The organism is Streptomyces albus subsp. albus, assembly GCF_000719865.1.
Taxonomy (GTDB): domain Bacteria; phylum Actinomycetota; class Actinomycetes; order Streptomycetales; family Streptomycetaceae; genus Streptomyces; species Streptomyces albus_E.
Genome location: NZ_JOID01000111.1, coordinates 1 through 278 on the forward strand (window position 1 = coordinate 1; position 278 = coordinate 278).

Sequence of the window (278 nt, forward strand, 5' to 3'; positions counted from 1 at the left end):
TCCAGGAACACCCGCAACTCCGCCGCCTGCGCCCGCAACGCCACATCCGACACCGCCGACAGACACCACGCCACCGGCCCGCCAACCGGCACACCCGAACCCGAACCCGAACCCGATGCCGAAACCGAACCCGAAACCGAAACCGAATCCGAAGCCGTCAGGGAAATCCCACCGGCCGACCCCGAAACCCCCGAAACCGGCCCCGGCGCCTCCTCCACAATCACATGCGCGTTCGTCCCACTGATACCGAACGCCGACACCCCCGCACGCCGGCGCCC

At 69.1% G+C, this 278-nt stretch carries 1 protein-coding gene; it reads right to left on the reverse strand.

From position 1 onward, the window contains the following. A partial coding sequence (locus IF83_RS35410; protein ID WP_208605963.1) for a hypothetical protein occupies positions 1-260 on the reverse strand: 260 nt, incomplete at its 3' end. Positions 261-278 lie beyond the last annotated feature (18 nt).